The organism is Ruegeria sp. H4 (genome assembly GCF_056533065.1).
Genome location: NZ_JBQFOC010000002.1, coordinates 535,936 through 553,410 on the forward strand (window position 1 = coordinate 535,936; position 17,475 = coordinate 553,410).

Annotated in this window: 18 protein-coding genes; 3 read left to right on the forward strand and 15 right to left on the reverse strand. The window is 57.8% G+C overall.

Features of this window, described 5'->3' with window-relative positions; translation table 11 throughout:
- Positions 1 to 4 precede the first annotated feature (4 nt).
- From ACR0KG_RS14145 to ACR0KG_RS14165, 5 genes are all read right to left on the reverse strand, one after another.
- Positions 5 to 997: a GGDEF domain-containing protein gene (locus ACR0KG_RS14145; RefSeq protein WP_170532363.1), complete on the reverse strand. Its 993-nt coding sequence runs from the start codon at positions 995 to 997 to the stop codon at positions 5 to 7.
- Positions 994 to 1,581: a heme NO-binding domain-containing protein gene (locus ACR0KG_RS14150; protein WP_480547787.1), complete on the reverse strand. Its 588-nt coding sequence runs from the start codon at positions 1,579 to 1,581 to the stop codon at positions 994 to 996. Before ACR0KG_RS14150 ends, ACR0KG_RS14145 begins: the two co-directional genes overlap by 4 nt.
- A gap of 113 nt (positions 1,582 to 1,694) precedes the next feature.
- The gene (locus ACR0KG_RS14155; protein WP_480540868.1) at positions 1,695 to 3,254 is read right to left on the reverse strand and encodes a trimethylamine methyltransferase family protein; all 1,560 of its coding nucleotides are present in this window, start codon (positions 3,252 to 3,254) and stop codon (positions 1,695 to 1,697) included.
- A gap of 119 nt (positions 3,255 to 3,373) precedes the next feature.
- Positions 3,374 to 4,066: an HAD family hydrolase gene (locus ACR0KG_RS14160; RefSeq protein ID WP_480540866.1), complete on the reverse strand. Its 693-nt coding sequence runs from the start codon at positions 4,064 to 4,066 to the stop codon at positions 3,374 to 3,376.
- Positions 4,067 to 4,089: 23 nt separating this feature from the next.
- A complete protein-coding gene (locus tag ACR0KG_RS14165; protein ID WP_480547786.1) occupies positions 4,090 to 4,371 on the reverse strand; it encodes a DUF3572 domain-containing protein in 282 nt (93 codons plus the stop codon).
- A gap of 89 nt (positions 4,372 to 4,460) precedes the next feature.
- Between ACR0KG_RS14165 and ACR0KG_RS14170 the strand changes: the two genes are divergently transcribed.
- The gene (locus tag ACR0KG_RS14170; RefSeq protein WP_480827630.1) at positions 4,461 to 5,861 is read left to right on the forward strand and encodes a diguanylate cyclase; all 1,401 of its coding nucleotides are present in this window, start codon (positions 4,461 to 4,463) and stop codon (positions 5,859 to 5,861) included.
- A gap of 2 nt (positions 5,862 to 5,863) precedes the next feature.
- Here ACR0KG_RS14170 and ACR0KG_RS14175 read toward each other — a convergent pair whose 3' ends face one another.
- Genes ACR0KG_RS14175 through ACR0KG_RS14190 form a run of 4 tightly spaced genes read right to left on the reverse strand, consistent with a single transcriptional unit; the run spans position 5,864 to position 7,765 of the window.
- Positions 5,864 to 6,337, reverse strand: coding sequence for a periplasmic heavy metal sensor (locus ACR0KG_RS14175; protein WP_480827631.1), 474 nt, complete (start codon positions 6,335 to 6,337; stop codon positions 5,864 to 5,866).
- The gene (locus ACR0KG_RS14180) at positions 6,334 to 6,687 is read right to left on the reverse strand and encodes a hypothetical protein (protein WP_480827632.1); all 354 of its coding nucleotides are present in this window, start codon (positions 6,685 to 6,687) and stop codon (positions 6,334 to 6,336) included. The genes ACR0KG_RS14175 and ACR0KG_RS14180 overlap by 4 nt, the downstream gene beginning before the upstream one ends.
- The gene (locus tag ACR0KG_RS14185; protein WP_480827633.1) at positions 6,680 to 7,294 is read right to left on the reverse strand and encodes an RNA polymerase sigma factor; all 615 of its coding nucleotides are present in this window, start codon (positions 7,292 to 7,294) and stop codon (positions 6,680 to 6,682) included. The genes ACR0KG_RS14180 and ACR0KG_RS14185 overlap by 8 nt, the downstream gene beginning before the upstream one ends.
- A 6-nt stretch (positions 7,295 to 7,300) precedes the next feature.
- Positions 7,301 to 7,765 carry an EF-hand domain-containing protein gene (locus ACR0KG_RS14190; protein ID WP_480547782.1) on the reverse strand — a complete coding sequence of 155 codons (465 nt, stop codon included), beginning with the start codon at positions 7,763 to 7,765 and terminating at the stop codon, positions 7,301 to 7,303.
- 200 nt (positions 7,766 to 7,965) lie between these two features.
- Here ACR0KG_RS14190 and ACR0KG_RS14195 point away from each other — a divergent pair, with 200 nt between their 5' ends.
- Both ACR0KG_RS14195 and ACR0KG_RS14200 read left to right on the forward strand, forming a co-directional pair.
- A complete protein-coding gene (locus ACR0KG_RS14195) occupies positions 7,966 to 8,364 on the forward strand; it encodes a DUF983 domain-containing protein (protein WP_480498836.1) in 399 nt (132 codons plus the stop codon).
- Between the two features lie 28 nt (positions 8,365 to 8,392).
- Complete coding sequence (locus ACR0KG_RS14200; RefSeq protein ID WP_480827634.1) at positions 8,393 to 9,094, forward strand: NUDIX hydrolase; 702 nt, start codon at positions 8,393 to 8,395, stop codon at positions 9,092 to 9,094.
- A gap of 8 nt (positions 9,095 to 9,102) precedes the next feature.
- Here the strand turns inward: ACR0KG_RS14200 and ACR0KG_RS14205 are convergent, their stop codons facing one another.
- From ACR0KG_RS14205 to nuoL, 6 genes are read right to left on the reverse strand one after another with little or no spacing between them, the layout of a single operon-like run.
- Positions 9,103 to 10,770: a ribonuclease J gene (locus ACR0KG_RS14205; protein ID WP_480827635.1), complete on the reverse strand. Its 1,668-nt coding sequence runs from the start codon at positions 10,768 to 10,770 to the stop codon at positions 9,103 to 9,105.
- Positions 10,767 to 11,546: a type III pantothenate kinase gene (locus tag ACR0KG_RS14210; protein ID WP_480547779.1), complete on the reverse strand. Its 780-nt coding sequence runs from the start codon at positions 11,544 to 11,546 to the stop codon at positions 10,767 to 10,769. Before ACR0KG_RS14210 ends, ACR0KG_RS14205 begins: the two co-directional genes overlap by 4 nt.
- Before the next feature lie 11 nt (positions 11,547 to 11,557).
- Positions 11,558 to 12,307, reverse strand: coding sequence for a biotin--[acetyl-CoA-carboxylase] ligase (locus ACR0KG_RS14215; protein ID WP_480547778.1), 750 nt, complete (start codon positions 12,305 to 12,307; stop codon positions 11,558 to 11,560).
- 30 nt (positions 12,308 to 12,337) lie between these two features.
- Positions 12,338 to 13,780, reverse strand: a complete 1,443-nt coding sequence (gene nuoN / locus ACR0KG_RS14220) for an NADH-quinone oxidoreductase subunit NuoN (RefSeq protein ID WP_480547777.1) — start codon at positions 13,778 to 13,780, stop codon at positions 12,338 to 12,340.
- Positions 13,781 to 13,795: 15 nt separating this feature from the next.
- Positions 13,796 to 15,340 carry an NADH-quinone oxidoreductase subunit M gene (locus tag ACR0KG_RS14225; protein ID WP_480547776.1) on the reverse strand — a complete coding sequence of 515 codons (1,545 nt, stop codon included), beginning with the start codon at positions 15,338 to 15,340 and terminating at the stop codon, positions 13,796 to 13,798.
- Positions 15,340 to 17,475: an NADH-quinone oxidoreductase subunit L gene (gene nuoL / locus ACR0KG_RS14230; protein WP_480827636.1), complete on the reverse strand. Its 2,136-nt coding sequence runs from the start codon at positions 17,473 to 17,475 to the stop codon at positions 15,340 to 15,342. Before nuoL ends, ACR0KG_RS14225 begins: the two co-directional genes overlap by 1 nt.

The following is a 17,475-nucleotide window of genomic DNA, read 5'->3' on the forward strand; positions in this document are numbered from 1 at the left end:
CAGATCAGGTGCGGGCCTGTGACAGGCTAGAATACAACCGATGACGTGACCGCCCTTCTCGTTTGGCCTGATACAAGGCCAGATCGGCGGCATGCAGTATGTCAGCCGCCTTTACCGTCTCGAACTGCGTCGATAGCGCAGTTCCGATGCTTGCGGATATACGGCAGGGTTGTTGCTCGAACATCATCGGTTCGTTAAGACGTTTGATCAGACGATCGGCTATGGATGACAGAATTTCTTCCTGGGTCAGACCCTTGAAGATGATGACGAACTCATCACCCCCAACTCGCGCCACCATATCGTTCGACCGGGTTTCCTCGACCATGATCTGGGCGGCCTGCTGCAGCACATAATCCCCGGCTGCATGCCCCAAGCGATCATTGACGGATTTGAAGAAATCCAGATCCAAATGCATCAGTGCAAATGTCGCATTTGCCGCGCTGAGCTGCGCCAACATGTGATCCATCGCGCGGCGGTTTTTCAGGCCAGTCAATGTGTCGGTGTACGCCTGCTCTTCAGCGGCAAGCATCGCCCCCTGCAGCCGCAGGTTCAGCGAGCGTGACGCCTCCATCGCGGCAGATTTTGCCTCGACCAGATACAGCAGTTCGATCGCCAGATCGGTGCCCGAGAAATCGGCACTAGTCAGGGCATAATCCCGCACCGCATCCAGAATTGAAATCCCGAAAGACAGATTGATCACTGCCCCGCCGCCATCCGGCAATGGGGCGACCAGGCCCTTCAAAGCGGTGCGTGGCTCATCATGGAACTTCAGATGCAGCTTTGCACCGGCCATGGACATCAGCGCCGGAATGGTCGTGACGGTCCGTGGTCGGATCAACTGGAACACATCCAGAAAGCTTTTGCCGATCAGGGGCGTATCTGGTCGCAGCTTTTGCAATGTCGGTCCGACCTTCTGGATAAGACCTTTGTCATCCAGCAGCATGAACATCGGGCAAAGGGTCTCGAGCAGCTGTGCGAGATCCTGAGGCTTAGTCATTCGTTTCGCGCCCCCAAATCAAAGTGACGTCCTTCGGCAAAAGCAGTCTCGACCAACATGATGGATATGACCTCAGCTCTGTCCTGTTGACCATCCTCCGACAGCATCACCAAAGCGCCATAGTCATCCGCCATCGCCCGCAGTACCCCAACCATGACGCTGGCATAGCCCGGTAGACCGGGATGGCAGAGCAGTTGATATTCAGTCACCGAAAGCTCTCGTAATTCCAGCGCGGGCAGGGTCAGGTCTGAGACGGCCAAGCGGACGCGATCAGGCAGATCATCCAGCGAGTGTAGGAATTCGACATAGCTGACACCCCCAAACCGCAACAGGCGCCGCAGCCCTTCCATATTGGGATGCGAGACCAGATAGGTCCCGACATCTTCGAGTATTTCGGACTGCGGGCGGCCAAGTTCAGCGCTTAGCGCCTCCAGAACCCGGAACAGGACATCGTCTTCATAGGTCAACATGGCCTCGAACTCGACAAAGCCCAATCGCGCAGCCTCGGTCACACGCAGCCAGCACGATTGACCATAGGTCGCGCAAACAAAAGACTGGATCGCCCGATTTATCAGACCATGCATAAGATGCCCCATTTGGTTCCATCTCACTTTGGTCGGATAAATCTTAACAATTACCCAAAATCCACCGCTGTTTGCGGAGAATGCAACCGAGTATCAAAGCGATAGTTTTCAAGTCAGAAATCAGTCGGCGCCCCGCCTTCGGCCTTACGACGGGTAACAAAATCGGCCAGTTCGTCCCGGATGCCATCGTCCAAAGCCGGGGGTTCAAAGCTGGTAATGATCTCTTTGAACATGTGATGCGCACGCTCAGCCGTCCAGATACCTCCGGCAACCTCCCAGCCTTCGTAGTTTTTCCAATCGCTCAGGAAGGGTTGATAGAACGCCGTGGTATAGCGGTCCTGGGTGTGCTGAATACCGAAGAAGTGGCCATCATTTCCGACAGAACGAATGGCGTCCAGCGCAATTTCATCCGGGCCCGTGGCCACAAGTTGGGGGTCCATATAGCGTTGAATTTGCTGTAGAACCTCACAATCCATTATGAATTTTTCGGGGCTGGCGATTAGCCCCCCTTCTAGCCAACCTGCCGCGTGATAAACCATATTCGTACCCGACTGCACAGCTGCCCAGAGGGAATTCGACGTCTCCCAAACCGACTGCCCGTCCGGGACGTTGGCGGCACAAACACCCGAAGACCGCATCGGCAGATCGTAGTACCGGGCCATCTGCCCCGTCATCTGGGTTGAACGGATGTACTCTGGCGTACCAAAGGCAGGCGCACCTGTTTTCATGTCAACATTTGACGTGAATGTTCCAATGGCACAGGGCGTGCCCGGACGCACATATTGGAACAGCGCAATTGCGCACAGGGCTTCTGCCAGCGACTGAGCTACAGCGCCCGCCATTGTCACCGGCGCCATAGCACCAGCCAAGGTGAACGGCGTCACAACAATCGCCTGACCACGCCGTGCCAGACGCAAGCACCCGTCGATCATCGGATAGTCATGCTTCAGCGGTGAGGTCGAGTTGATGTTGGTGTACATCCGCGGAGTCGCCTCGAACTCCTCGTGGCTCAACCCACCCGCGATCCGCACCATCTCCATCACGTCTTCGACCCGCTCTTTGCCCAGCGAATAGGCGTGCATCGCCTTGTCTGTCAGCGTCAGCTTGTCATAGAGCACGTCCAGGTGCCGGACGCTGGCATGCAGATCGACCGGCTCAACCGGATACCCGCCGGCAAAGTGAATACAATTGAAATACTGGGTCAATTTCAGCAGGTTTCGGCACATCTCGCGATTGCCCGGAACCTTCTTGCCGATCTCCATATCCCAGTAGTTCGGAGGGGACGATACATTTCCAAACAGAAGGTTCTTGCCACCAATTTGAATCGTATGGTCCGGGTTTCTGGGCGTGATCGAGAACTGACTGGGGGCTTTGGCGATCATCTCCATGACGAAATCGCAGCCCATGCGCACATTGTCACCATCGATGGTACACCCGGCTTCACGCAGGATGCCGATGGCCTCATCATTGTAGAACTCGATCCCGATCTCTTCGAGGATGCGCATCGCGCCATCATGGATCGCTTCCACTCCCTCTGGACCCAAAGGTTCGGTCGGGCGGTCGATATTAACCGGCGGATTCCATGGCATCTGATCAATCACAGCACTACCACGACGAGCCGCTGCACCTGCGCGACCGCCGCCACGACGTCTGCGTGTATTGGTATCGGCCATAGTCCTCTCCTGCTTTGCTAGTTTCTAAGCAAGCCTTGAAGACCGCATCTCAGCCGTTCTATCTGCGACAGAAGTTGTCGGTTTTTAGTCCCGATGTGCCGAATTTCTAATTGGTGTTGTCAGTTTCTTTCCAACCAGGCCGGGATATGTCCGATATCCGGCAAGACGACATCCGCCATCGGGGCCAACGCCTCGGTCTTGGCAACCCCGGTAAGCACACCAATGGTGACCATACCAGCGGCGCGCCCGGCCTGTAAGTCATGCAGGCTGTCCCCCACCATCGCGATGCGCGACGGATCGATCCCGACATGCGTGGCAAAGGCCAACAACTGACCTGGCCCCGGCTTATAGCCATGGCCGCTGTCATAGCCCGCGATAAAGTCAAAATGATCCTGAATTCCGACCGACGTCAGATGCTGCATAGCTGGGTGTTCACTGTCATTTGTGGCCACCCCAAGTTTGAGCCCAGATTTTCGAAGGCCTTCTAGAAATGGTTTGAGCGGCACGGCTGGGGATTGCGTGGCAGCGGCGGCTTCGACATTCATAACGTCGATGAGCCCAGTCAGCGTGAAGCCATCGACATGTGGCAGCATGAATTCCGCAATCTCTTCGACAGTTGAGGCAATCACGATGCTATCCTCAACATATCGATCCTGTGCAAGATCGTAGCCGATCACATCGCCCAGCGCAGCCGCCCGTGTTTCATCATTGTTTGTCAGGCGCATCACAAGGGATCGCCCAAACGCGCCCCAAGTGTTGGCGAAATCGAACAGAGTACCGTCTTTGTCGAAGACAATAGCGTCAATTGGCATCAGATGCTCCTGCAGGGATGGGATCAAGTCCAGTGGATTTCGCCACCCGAAAGCGCGGCGCGCGCCTGGGCTGGATGCTCATAGGGAATTGAATGCGAGTCACAAAACGCAACGATCCACGAATCATCCATGAGCAGAAAATCCAGCACTGACGTCAGAAAGGCCGGATCGCCCGCACTGGCGCGCAAATCCTCGGATGCAGCGCCGGTTGAGCCTAAAAAGACCGGCAAAAGCTCCTCATTTCCGACCAGCCAACCCAAGACGGTTAGGGCCAGAGTTTCGGCGGAATCGGCGGAAAGTGACATGAACAGGCCCTGAAAACGATCTTGGAAAGGGTTTGTTAACCAGACTCATAAACACTTTGTTGACGCATGCAATCAATGGGTGAGCAACAATGTCCGTGCAGGGAACCATCCTTGTCCTCGACGGGGTATCAACCAACCGCATCATGCTGAAGGTTCAGCTGACAGCGGCCTGGTACCATGTAGTACAAGGGGAACGGCTTAAAGGACTTGGGGCACTCTTGCGGCGGACGCGGCCTGATCTGGTGCTGACTGCGCATTCCCTGCCAGATGGGACGGCGGCAGATGTGAAGAAACTGATCCTGAGCGAACCCGACCTGGGCGATGTGCCGGTGATTGCCCTTGCCCCACAGAATGACAAAGCCGTCCGCCTGCGCGCGCTAGAGGACGGTCTTGATGACGTCATGACCCACCCGTTCAAGGACACGTTGCTGCTGGCCCGCGTTCGAAGCCTGTTGCGCGCGCGCGCGGATACCCAGGATCTGCGCGTCAATCACGGGACCAAAAGCATTGGATTTGCGGAAGAAACAAGCACCTTCCACACACCTTTCAAACCAGCGCGGGTTGACATCCTGTCCCTGTCCCCTCGGACCGGTGCCACTTGGTGTAAAGACCTTGCAGACAAGTCACCGCATTCCGTTGCCTGGCACACGCAATCAAGTTTGCATACGCTTTTGTCCGGCCCCCCGTCTGACGCGATTATCATCGAACTGGATACCAGCCCATCAGGGCTGAACATTCTGGCCGATCTCAGGTCGCGCAGTGCGACACGGCATACGGTTCTGATCGGAGTGCTGACCGACAAGAACGCGGCGATGGCCTCTGAGGCGCTGGATCGCGGCGCAGATGCCGTGTGCCTTGGGGGTTACTGCGCGCAGGAGATCCAGTTGAGGCTGGCCAATCAACTGGCGCGTAAAACCCGTATCGACAAGATGCGCGCTTCGCTGAAACGCGGCATCGCGGATTCATGGATCGATCCTCTGACCGGCTTGCACAACCGTCGCTATGGAATGCACGCAATGGCACAAATGGCGCGTCAGTCTTCCAAATCCGGACGCGGGTTTGTCGTGATGCTGGCCGATCTTGACCATTTCAAAGCAATCAATGACCGTTTTGGGCATGCCAGCGGCGATCTGGTGCTGAAACAAGCTGCCGAGCGTATGCAACACGTGCTGGGAGACGCAGGCTTTGTCGCCCGTATCGGCGGCGAGGAATTCATGATCGGCGCATCAAACATGTCGCGCGCCCGCGCGCTGAAGCTTGCCGAAGCGTTATGCGACAGTATCTGCGATCAACCATTTCACTTGTCTGATCATAAGACCCCGGTCTCTGTTACGATCAGCATTGGCCTAAAGTATGCTTTGCCTTCGGACCTGTCGGCAAAGGAACAATGCGAACCTGTAAACGGGTTACTGAAATCTGCGGACAAAGCGCTTTATGCTGCAAAGAAAGCCGGGCGCAATCAGGTCCGGATCAGGCAAAGCGCAGCCTAATCTCAGTCCCTATCCTTTTTTCCCTTGTGGCCACGTGCGACCACCTCTTGCAGGCGATCGGCGTATTTCTGTCGCTCGGCATCTGACATCGCGGTTACGCGTGCCAGCCAGCGAGTTTTCAGCTCGTCCTGAATTTCAACCATCGAGCGGGTCTGCTGCTGCAGTAGAACCTCAACCGTAGCCGGGTCAAACGGAACAGCCCGCAAAGCTTGCGACATGGCGGCGAAATCCTCGGCCCGCTCCTTGGCCCCCTTTCTGTGCAGCGCAGACAATTCCCGCCACATGGCATTGCGCTCGCCTTTCGGCAACGCGCGATACAAGGCAGGCCCGAAGCCCGGCGGCGCCTTGGCGTGATCGCTTCCTTTCAGGCGCCAAGCAGTCCCTGCGGCCATTCCGATGACCAACAGATTCAAGGCCAGCGAGATGACCAGAACAATCGGCATCCAACGCCGCTTCGGTTTGGTTTCCGCGCTCATTCCGCAGCCTCCAGAAAACTTGTGTCAAATCCCAGATCCGAAACCAGATAGGCCGTATCTTGCCCCCCAACAAAGCTGGCCGGATCAGGCAGAAATGCAGGCGCTGAGAATCCGATCCAAACCCCGGCAGCACTTGCAGCGACCAAGCCGCCCAAACCCTGCCAGCCTCCAAGCTGATCCGTGACGCGAGACCAGAGGCCTTGCGTCGGCCTCGATAGTTTTGAAAGACGTTCCAGCCGAACCGCCTCGGCGTCCGTCTGTATCCGCACAACCAGATCATCCGGCAACGCATCCCGGCGCTGTCGAGCCTCGGCGAATAGGTGGTCCAGTTCCATATCCTTATCAGCCATTCTTGTACCCCAGTTCATCCCGTCGTTCGGCCAGAAGAGCGGCCAGACTGCGTTTTCCTCGCGCGATCAGACTTTCAACCGCTTCTACCGAAATCTCCATGATCCCGGCAATCTCGGGGTTGGACAATTCCTCGATATGGCGCAGCACAACCGCTTGCCGCTGCCGATCCGGCAGCATGTCTAGAGCCGCTTGCAGCGCGTCCTTTCGCGCGACGTCCTGCATTTGCTCGACGACACCGGCGCTGTCATCCTCGGGCTCGGGCACATCTGACAACGGCTCGGGCCGTTTCTTGCGCCGAAGATCGGTGCATAGGTTCAGCGTCACCCGATAGAGCCATGTTGAAACCTTGGCCTGCCCCGGCACCCAATCGGGCGCCATCTGCCACAGACGCATCATCGCCTCCTGCGTGACATCCTCGGCCTCAGCCCGGTTTCCCAACACGCGCAATGCCACCGAATAGCAGCGCGGGCCCAGACGGTCGGTTAAAATCCGTGCCGCGCCCGCATCGCCATCAGCAAAGCGCCTTAGCAACGCATCGTCGCCAAGTTCGGTTGCGGCGGAGGTGCCACCGCAACCGGTCTGTGAGTGGGAGGTCAGATCCTCCATCCTGCATCAGCTATCGTCGGCGTCCGCCTTCTGGCGCTTTTTGTGTCGACCCATTTTGTCTTTTGCATCAGCAAATTCCTGTTCCGAGATGCCGCCGCTGTCATCGGCATCGATCCGGTCAAACATCTTGTCAGCCCGGCGCGGTTTCGGCAACTCATCATCGCTCAGAAAACCATCCCCGTTTGCGTCATGCTTTTCGAACATCTTGGTTACACGATCGCTGGATCTCTGCTGCGCTACGGCCTGCATTTCATCCACGCTCAGCTGACCATCGCCATCGGTATCAGCGGTTGCAAACCGTGCGTTGCGATGGGCCGTCATTTCATCTTTGGTGATCTGACCATCCCCATTCGCGTCCAGTTCTTGGAACGAAGCTGGCTGGCGATCTTTGGGACCTGCTGCCAAAACGGATGTGCCTGTGATTGCAACCGCGGCAAGAATGATCCCCGAAATAAATATTGAGTTCTTCATAGGTCTTTCCCCTTTTTGAAGCGGCCTCATCACCGCTGCTCATACCCATTCAAACGCACCCCGCGGGTATTTCCGTCGCTTGGATCGCATATTTTTTGCGCGGGCCCTAAAAATCACATCGGCGCAAAGCGACGCACCCCCCTTTTAACTCGCACCATTCGGGCGCAATATCTGCGAAAGGCGAACGCATGAGTATTGCTATGGACCAGACAATCGACAAATCGACTGAAACCGCAGATGAGCGCGAGACTTGGCCCGCGCTGGTCAAGGGATTTCGCTGCAAATGCCCCAAATGCGGTGAAGGCAAGCTGCTGCACAGCTATCTGAAGGTGAACGACCACTGCGCAAATTGCGGGCAGGAGCTGTTTCATCACCGCGCCGATGACGGCCCGGCCTATCTGACGATCCTTCTGGTTGGTCACCTGCTGGCACCTGTTCTGCATGTGTCGTATGTGCATTGGCGACCGGATCCCTGGACCATGGCGATCAGCCTCTCAATCGCTTGTGTGGCATTGTCTTTGTACCTGCTGCCCCGGCTGAAAGGAGCAGTCGTGGCCTATCAATGGGCCCGTCGTATGAACGGGTTTGAAAAGGCCTGATGACGCCTACCGCCGGAACCACCCACGCATGAGCATCGACAAGACCCCGATACGAGACGCCGCAACGGTCATCGTGTTGCGCGACAGGCTGTCTGATCCGTCGATCCTAATGGGGCAGCGCGGCAAGAATGCGGTGTTCATGCCGAACAAGTTCGTGTTTCCAGGTGGGGCGGTTGATCCGGCAGACGCCGATATTACGCTTGCAAATGCCTTGCCTGCCCTCTGCCATAATCGCCTGGCCGAGCATTCCGACCCCGGTTTGCAAACGGCGCTGGCCGCCGCAGCGATCCGCGAGCTGTGGGAGGAAACCGGGCTGATATTGGGTCAGCCCGGCAACTGGCAAGGCGACGTACCCGCAGACTGGTCCGGCTTTGCCCGCTCCGGTTTCCTGCCATCGGCCAATGCATTGCAATTTGTGTTTCGCGCGGTCACCCCACCGGGTCGGCCCCGCAGGTTCGATGCGCGGTTCTTTCTGGTGGATGCAGATCAGATTCAAGGAGATCTGGATGATTTCAGCCATGCCTCGGATGAGCTGTCGCATCTGCAATGGGTCAAACTGAACCGCGCCCGCGATCTGGACCTGCCCTTCATCACCGAGGTCGTGCTGGCCGAAATCGAAACCCGTGTCGCTGACCCCAGCCCGCCCGCGTCGGTGCCATTCTACAGCAACAATGACGAGGCGAGCCTGTTTTTCCGCCTGAGGGGCGTTCCGATGCCGGATGTCGACTGACGCCCGGCTTACTTCATCCGGCTGACTACGACCGTCACTTCGGGCTTTTTGCCGATCTCGGTTTTTGCCGTCTGGCGCACGATCCGGCGCATCGCCTCTTCTAGCTTGTCGTCGTCTCGCAACGTCTTGGCCTCGGCCCGCCTCAGGAACTGGTTCAAGTCTTCTTCCAGCACCTCGACCAGCGCAGCACGCGATGTTCCAATCTCGGGCAGACCCATCGTGTCGCACCAGGGTTCACCCAGCGGTTCATCCTCTTCATCCAGAATAACGGTCACAGTCACATGTCCGTTCAGTGCCATACGGATACGGTCACGCACGATCCCATCCAACGCGCCTATCTTCACGGTACCGTCAAGATAAGTGCGTCCGGTTTCGACATAGTCCACTATTTTGGGCGCGTTGCCAGTCAGGTCCAGCATGGTGCCATTCACAGCAAGAACACCCGTCCGTCCGCCAGCTTCAGCCAGCTTGGCATGTTCACGCAGATGACGGTGTTCCCCATGCATCGGAACCACAAATTGTGGATCAACCAACGCATGCACTTTCTCAAGATCAGGCCGGTTTGCATGGCCCGAGACGTGGTAGAGCCCCGAGCTGTCATCCACCACATCGACGCCCTTTTCGCTGAGTTGGTTCATGATGAAAATCACGCCACGCTCGTTGCCGGGGATGGTCTTGGATGAAAACAGGAATAAATCACCCTCTTTCAACTCGATACCGCGATACTTGCCGCGTGCCAGCTGCGCACTGGCAGCGCGGCGTTCGCCCTGACTGCCGGTCACGATCAGCATCAGGTTCTGGCGTGGCAGGTCCACCGCCTCTTCAGCGCTGATCACTTTAGGAAAGTCCGACAGAATGCCGGTTTCCGTCGCCGCTTCAATCATCCGGCGCATGGCGCGGCCCAGCAGCACAACCGAGCGCCCGGCCCGCTGCCCGGCCTCAGCCAAGGTTTTCACCCGCGCCACGTTCGACGCGAAGGTGGTCGCCACAACCATGCTTTCGGCGCTTTCGATCAGCTTGGTGATCTCGGGCCCCACTTCGGATTCCGAACGCCCGGCATGGGTCGAGAACACATTCGTGCTGTCACAGACCAGCGCTTTGACGCCCGATTTGGCGACGTCGGCCCACAGGTCCGGATCAAACGCCTCACCCACCACCGGGTTCGCGTCGAGTTTGAAGTCGCCTGAATGCACAATCCGACCTGCGGGTGTGTCTATCACCAGTGCCGCGCTTTCAGGGATCGAGTGTGAAACAGGCAGAAAGCCAACCGTGAACGGGCCAGCCGAGACCTGTTCTGGCCAGGCCGAAGCCGTATGGACCGCGTCCTCTGGGTGGCCATGCTCTTCCATCTTGCGGCGCGCGATATTGGCCGTGAAGGCGCGCGCATAAACGGGTGCCCCCAGCGCCTCATAGCAATGAGCAACGGCGCCAACGTGATCCTCATGCGCATGGGTGACAAACACGGCCTCAAGCCGATCGGCACGTTCCCGCAGCCATGAGATATCGGCATGGATCAGATCCACCCCAGGCGTAGTGTCCATATCCGGGAAGGTCACACCCAGATCGACAAGGATGAGACGTTCGTTTCCCGGTTTGCCGTAGCCGTATACATAGGCGTTCATCCCAATTTCACCGGCCCCGCCCAGCGGCAGGTAGATCAGTCTTTCGCTGCTCATGTTGAGCCATTTTCCTTGTTATAGCGATGGATCACGGTCAGCCCGTGCATCGTCAGATCATCTTCGATTGCGTCGAACCCTACGTCGGCCTGATCGAACAAGGGTGCAAGCCCTCCGGTTCCAACGACTTTCATCGGCATTCCGTATTCGGTCTTGATGCGGGCAATCAGCCCTTCGATCAGACCGGAATATCCCCAATACACGCCCGATTGGATACAGCCAACCGTATTCGTACCAATCACCTTGTCCGGGCGCGTGATGTCGATATGCGGTAGGGCCGCGGCGCCTTGGTGCAATGCTTCAAGGCTGAGGTTCACACCCGGTGCAATGATACCACCGACATAGGCGCCATCTGCGGCTACAACATCGAAATTGGTGGCCGTGCCGAAATCCACGACAACCACATTGCCGCCGTGGCGGTCAAACGCACCAACGGCGTTGGCCAAACGGTCCGGCCCCGGAACAGTGCCTTCGTCGATACGCGGAGGCACGGGCAGCAGGCAATCGGGTTTACCCACAACCAGCGGACGACAACCAAAGAACCGATCCGCAAAGATACGCAGGTTGAAGACAACACGCGGCACAGTCGACGCGATGATGACGTCACTGATCTCGGCCTCGATCCCATAGTGTTTCACCAGCGTCGAGTACCAGGTGAAATAGGCGTCAGCGGTGCGCGAATGATGGGTCGAGGTGCGCAGCGTACACAGGAACTTCTCGCCGTCCCAAATCGAGAACACAGTGTTCGTATTGCCGCAGTCGATGGCCAGAAGCATCTGAGCCCCCTTCAGAAAAACACATCCGCCGCGGGAATGCTGACGCGGCCTTTCGCGGTGTTTAGGACAAGGTTGCCCCCCGCGTCTACCGTTTCAAAGGTTCCCACTGTTTCGGACGTTGCGGTGCGAGCGGTGATGACCTCGCCCAACCGGGCTGCACGCGCCAGCCATGCGCTGCGGATCGGTTCGAACCCATAGGTCACGAATTGCGCCTCTAAGGTTGCAAAAGCGGCGGCGAGTTCGGTCAGGAAATCCTCGGGCGAGACCTGTGCCCCGGTCTCGGACAATAGCGAGACCGGGCGTACCGCGCCAGGCTCGACCATATCTGTGCCCGGAGCGTCCACAAGGTTTACGCCAATCCCGATCGACAGATGAGAGACACTGCGACCCTGCCCCGTGCTTTCCAGCAAAATACCCGCCAGTTTGCCACCATTCAGCAACACATCATTGGGCCATTTTAACGCCAGACCCGCCGCACGACCTGTCACCGCAACACAGGCATCAAACAGGGCCAACGCGGCCACAAAGCTCCGCAATGCGGCCTGCTCGGGATCACCACTGGGACGCATCAGCAGCGTCGCCGCCAGATTACCCTTTGGGTGCGTCCAGGCCCGGCCCCGCCGACCACGCGCGGCGGTCTGGTGATGTGCCATGATCCAAACGGATCCCCGCGCCTGCAGTGCCAAACGGGCAGCCTCGTTCAGGGTACTGTCGACCTCCTGCACAACATGCAGGCCGTATCCGTCTGGCCAATTGCTCATGACAGGAAAGGCCCGGTCTTGCGGAAGGGATCAGTTGACAAGCGTCGCCGCAGCGGCAGCCGCTGCGCCTTCAACCCCGAACTGGTAGAATACGCCCACCAGCATCAACGCGGCCGAGCCCATCAGGGCCACCCAAAGAACAGGCGTCGAACGCGTCTCGATCGGTTCTTCGTTTTCCGCCCCAAAATACATGTAGAACACGATCCGCAGATAATAGAACGCCCCGATGACCGAGGCGATGGCCGAGACGATGACCAGACCGGTCAGCCCCGCGCTGACACCCGCTTGCCAAACGCCAAACTTGGCGAAGAAACCCAGCATCGGCGGCACGCCAGCAAGGCTGAACATCAAGATCAGAACCGCCAGCGCCTTGCCCGGATCACGTTTGGAATACTGTCGCAGGGCATCAATATCCGTGACCGGCTTACCGTCCCGCTCCATCATCAGGATAAAGGCAAAGGTACCGATATTCATCGTCACGTAGATGGCCAGATACATAAGCATGGCTTTGATACCCAGCTCGGTCCCTGCGGCCAGACCGATCAACGCGTAACCCATATGAGCGATCGACGAAAAAGCCATCAGGCGTTTGATGTCGCGCTGACCTATGGCCGCGACTGCACCCAACAGCATTGACAGAACCGACAGCAGCACGATCACCTGCTGCCAGTCTTTTACAATGCCACCAAAGGCGTCATGCAACAGCCGCGCAAACAGCGCCATGGCGGCCACTTTGGGTGCGGTCGCGAAGAATGCGGTGATCGGGGTCGGAGAGCCCTCGTACACATCTGGGGTCCACATATGGAACGGCACGGCAGAGACTTTGAAGGCCAGCCCCGAGATCAGGAAGATCAGACCGAACAGCAAACCGATTGAGACCTCTCCGGCCTGCACGGTTCCGATGATACCCGAGAACAGGGTTGTTCCGGTGAAGCCATAAACCAGCGAGGCCCCATACAGCAGCAGGCCTGAACTGAGCGCGCCCAGGACGAAGTATTTCAAGCCCGCCTCTGTTGATTTTGCACTGTCGCGGCGCAGTGCAGCTACGACGTAGAGCGCGAGAGACTGCAGCTCCAACCCCATATAGAGCGACATCAGATCGCCCGCGCTGACCATCATCATCATGCCAACAGCCGCCAATGCGACCAATAGCGGGTATTCGAACCGCAACAGGTCTCGGCGCGCCATGTAGTCCTGGCTCATGACCAGAACGGCGGCGGCAGAAAGTAAAATCGCGACCTTGGCAAACCGCGAAAAGCCATCGTCGATGAACATGCCGTTGAAGGCGACATTCATGCCGTCACCATTGGTGGCGATCCAGAAGGACAACAGCGCCATCAGGCCCGCCGTTGTCCAGACCAGCACCGGGGCCAGCCCGTCTTTCGTCGTGTAGACGGCTCCGATCAGAGCCACCATCGCATACACGGCCAGAACAATCTCTGGCAGGATTATTGTCAGATCAGCTTGGATCATGTCTCCAAAGCTCCCTTAATGCGAGGCGGCTGTCTGGGTCGCGGCCTCTGCCGCGGCCAGAGCCGTGTCATAGTTCGAGATCAGCGCGGCGGTGGATTGCCCGATCACATCGGTTACCAGAGATGGGTAGACGCCCAATAGGATGGTCATAATGATCAGCGGAGCAAAGATCAGTCGCTCGCGTGAGCTCATGTCCGTCATCGCCTTCAGGCTTTCCTTGATCAGGTCGCCAAACACAACCCGGCGGTACAACCACAGCGCATAACCGGCTGAAAAGATCACGCCGGTCGCCGCCACTGCGGTCACCCAGGTGTTGACTTGGAAGGCTCCCATCAGGGTCAGAAATTCGCCGATGAAACCCGATGTACCCGGCAAACCGACATTGGCCATAGTGAACAGCATGAAGACCAACGCATATGCGGGCATACGGATCACCAAGCCCCCGTAGGCCTCGATATCACGGGTGTGCATACGATCGTAGATCACGCCGACACACAGGAACAGAGCCGCCGAGATGAACCCGTGGCTGAGCATCTGGAAGATCGCGCCATCTATGCCTTGCTGGTTCGCCGCAAAGATGCCCATGGTGACAAAGCCCATATGCGCGACCGAGGAATAGGCGATCAGCTTCTTCATATCCTCCTGCACCAACGCCACCAGCGAGGTGTAGACGACAGCGATGGCTGACATCCACAGCACCAGATCGGTCATCACTGCTGAGCCCACCGGGAACATCGGCAGGCTGAAGCGCAGGAAGCCGTAGCCACCCATCTTCAGCAGGATCGCCGCAAGTACCACCGAACCAGCGGTCGGGGCTTGAACGTGTGCATCCGGCAGCCAGGTGTGCACCGGCCACATCGGCATTTTCACAGCGAACGAGGCGAAGAACGCCAAGAACATCAGCGTCTGCATACCGCCGATGATATAGATACCCAGTACGCTGAACCCCTCGGACGAGAACTGGTGGGTCATCAGCGCCTCGATATCCGTGGTGCCCGCGTCTGCGTACATGGCAACCATCGCCACCAGCATCAGCACAGAGCCGAGGAAGGTGTAAAGGAAGAACTTGAAGCTGGCGTAAATGCGGTTCGCTCCGCCCCAGATGCCGATGATCAGGAACATCGGGATCAGACCGGCCTCGAAGAACAGGTAGAACAGCACCAGGTCCAGCGCCATGAACACGCCCAGCATGAGCGTTTCCAGCAAAAGGAAGGCCACCATGTATTCCTTGACGCGATCGGTCACGTTCCAGCTGGCCAGAATGGTTAGCGGCATGATGAATGTGGTCAGAAGGACAAACAGAACGCTGATGCCATCCACGCCCATCTTGTATTTCAGACCCATAAGCCACTCACCCTCTTCCACCATCTGGAAGCCGGTATTCGAGGGGTCAAAGCCCGTGTAGATGCCGATGGACACAAGGAAGGTCACAGTCGTCGCCAGAAGCGCAATCCACTTGGCATTCCGCTGTGCCGCCGCATCATCGCCATGCAGAAACAGCGCCAGAATGCCTGCTGCAATCGCCGGGATGAAGGTAACGATGGAAAGGATATTGTCCATTACTGCGCCCCTCCGCCGATCGACATCCAGGTCACAAGGGCCGCGATGCCCAGCACCATCCAGAAGGCATAGGTAAAGATGTACCCGGTCTGCGCCTTGCCTGCGAGGCGGGTGAAGAAGGGAACAACGCCCATTGCTATTCCGTTCAGGAAGCCATCGATTGTGTTGCCGTCGCCGCGTTTCCACAGGAAGCGGCCAATGGCCACAGTGGGTTTGACGAAGACCGCGTCATAGATTTCGTCAAAGTACCATTTGTTCAGCAGGAACAGGTACAGCGGACGCTGGTTCGCAGCCAGCCGCGCGGGCAACGTGGTGTTCACGATGTAGAACCAATAGGCCACGATGAAGCCCAACAACATCGCCACAAAGGGTGAGACCTTGACCCATTTCGGCACCGCATGCGCATCGTCCAGCACCGTGTTATCGGGCGCGATGTACAACGCGCCTTCACCCGGCTCACCCGCAAACACATAGTGATGGTCGCCATGGTCGTCTTTCTTACCGTGACCCTCGTCGTCACCATGCGAGCCATCAGCATGTGCATCGTCGGCGTGACCCTCATCTGCATGGGCATCGCCATGCGCACCACCATGCTCTGAGGCCTCAGCCACCGGAATGCCGTAGAACTTGCCCACCTTGTCGGTATGGCCAAAGAAGTTGTTGTACCAGAGCATCCCAGCAAATACCGCTCCCAGCGACAGAACGCCCAAAGGCACCAGCATCACCATCGGGCTTTCATGCGCATGATCATGCGTATGCTTGTCCCCGCGCGGTTCGCCGTAAAAGGTCAGGAAGATCAGCCGCCAGCTGTAGAACGAAGTGAACACCGCCGCGATCACCAGCATCCAGAAGGCATAGCCCGTTCCGCCGGCAAAGGCGCTTTCGATAATGGCGTCTTTCGACAGGAACCCGGCAAAACCGAACGTGGTAAGCGGGATACCCACACCGGTGATGGCCAGCGTTCCGATCATCATCGCCCAGAACGTATAGGGGATTTTCTTTCGCAGCCCGCCATATTCGGTCATCTCCTGCTCGTGATGCATCGCGTGGATCACCGAGCCTGCGCCCAGGAACAGCAGCGCCTTGAAGAACGCGTGGGTCAGCAGGTGGAACATCGCCGCCGAATACATACCGACACCCGCAGCAACGAACATGTAGCCCAGCTGCGAACAGGTCGAATACGCGATGACGCGCTTGATATCAGTCTGAACCAATCCCACGGTCGCCGCAAAGAAGGCTGTCGATGCGCCCAGGAAGGTGATGAACGCAGTTGCACCCGGTGCGAACTCCATCAGCGGCGACATGCGGCAGACCAGGAACACACCCGCCGTTACCATCGTCGCGGCGTGGATCAGGGCGGACACAGGCGTCGGGCCTTCCATCGCGTCCGGCAACCAGGTGTGCAGGATCAACTGCGCTGACTTGCCCATCGCGCCGATGAACAATAGCACGCAGATTACCTCGATAGCGTTCCACTCGCCCCACAGGAAGCTTAGCTGTGTTTCGGCCAGTGTCGGGGCCGAGGCGAAAACATCCGAGAAATTGATACTGTCAGTCAGGAAGAAGATCGCAAAGATGCCCAGAGCAAAGCCGAAATCGCCAACCCGGTTGACGATAAACGCCTTCATCGCCGCCGCATTTGCGCTGGATTTGCGGTAATAGAACCCTATCAGCAGGTAGGATGCGACGCCCACGCCTTCCCAGCCAAAGAACATCTGCACCAGATTGTCGGCTGTCACCAGCATCAGCATCGCGAAGGTGAAGAAGGAGAGATAGGCAAAGAAGCGCGGCTTATAGCTTTCGCCCTCACGCCATTGCGGGTCGTGATCCATGTAGCCGAAGCTGTACAGGTGCACGAGCGCCGAGACGGTCGTCACCACGATCAGCATGATCGCGGTCAGACGGTCCAGACGAATAGCCCAGCTTGTCGACAGCGAGCCGCTTTCGATCCAGCGCAGGATTTCGATTTGCTGGGTCTGGCCGTCGAAGGTGAGGAAGACAATCCATGACAGAAGACAGGCCAGAAACAGCAGGCCCGTTGCGGTCCACATGGCGGCTTTCTCGCCAATGAACTTCCAGCCGAACCCGCAGAGCAGCGCGCCCACGAGAGGGGCAAAGAGGATGGTGGTTTCCAT